General features: G+C 67.1%; 2 protein-coding genes. One reads left to right on the top strand and one right to left on the bottom strand.

The genetic code is table 11. From position 1 onward, the window contains the following. On the top strand, nt 1-242 hold a 242-nt coding region (locus tag EN745_RS35140), incomplete at its 5' end, for a GNAT family N-acetyltransferase (RefSeq protein WP_127423339.1). A gap of 93 nt (nt 243-335) precedes the next feature. On the opposite strand, the gene EN745_RS35135 is transcribed toward EN745_RS35140, so the two are convergent. Continuing rightward, nucleotides 336-1032: MFS transporter (locus tag EN745_RS35135; protein WP_145992344.1), on the bottom strand; the 697-nt coding region annotated here is incomplete at its 5' end.

Here is a 1032-nt window from a genome sequence, read left to right as displayed (position 1 = left end):
GCCATATCGGCTATGCGGTGGTGCCGTGGAAGCGCGGGCGCGGCTATGCGACGGAGGCGCTGCGGCTGATGCTCGGCGAGGCGAGGGCGGTCGGCCTGCCTTTCGTCGAGATTACCGCCAAGCCCGGCAATCCGACCTCGCGCAAGGTGATCCTGGCTAATGGCGGCAAGCTCGTCGGCCGCTTCTTCGAGGATGCCGCCTATGGCGGCGCCGAGAGCCTGCGCTTCCGCATCGACTTGTAATCCTGCCGGTCTGAAGAATTGATTCAGGGCGGTGTCGCAACGCGTTGTTTTGCCGGGCTTCCTGGCGCGCAGCGGCTCGCGACAACGGCGTCGCTACTCAGCCGCCGCCGGCAGCGGCGGCGCCACGCGGCTGCGTCCTTCCCAGACCTGCGATGCGACCGCCACGACGACCGCGACCAGCATGGCCAGCGCGCCGACCACCGGCAGGCTGCGATAGCCATAGCCGGCATTGAGCATGGCCGCACCCAGCGACGCGGCGAGCGCGATGCCGACATTAAAGCCTGACGGGATGAGCGAGGAGGCGAGGTTGGAGGCGTCCGCCGTCCAGGCCAGGATGCGGGTCTGGATCGGCGCGCCAATGGCGAAGTTGAGGCCGCCCCAGATGACGATCGCGACGACCATCGGCACTGGGTAGGGGCTGACGGCATAGATGACGGCAAGCATCACCGCCTGCAGGAACAGCATGGTGATCAGCGACGGCATCAGCTTCCAGTCGGCGAGCTTGCCGCCGAGGAAGACGCCGATGGTCGCGCCGACGCCATTGAGCAGCAGCACCCAGGGCACCAGGCTCTCATCGAGGCCGGTGACTTCGAGCAAGGTCGGGGTGATGTAGGTGAACAGGCCGAACTGGCCGATCATCAGCATGAGCATCAGGATCAGCGAGGTCCAGACCTGCTGACGTCCCAAAACGCGGACCTCGTGCGACAGGCTGGCGGGGCTGTTCGACGACCCCGCCGTGCGCGGCAACAAAGCAAGCATGGCGGCAATTGCCGCTACGCCCAGCCCGCCC

The sequence above is a fragment of the Mesorhizobium sp. M4A.F.Ca.ET.022.05.2.1 genome (genome assembly GCF_003998845.1).
Classification (GTDB): domain Bacteria; phylum Pseudomonadota; class Alphaproteobacteria; order Rhizobiales; family Rhizobiaceae; genus Mesorhizobium.
This window is presented reverse-complemented; position numbering and strand designations above follow the sequence as displayed.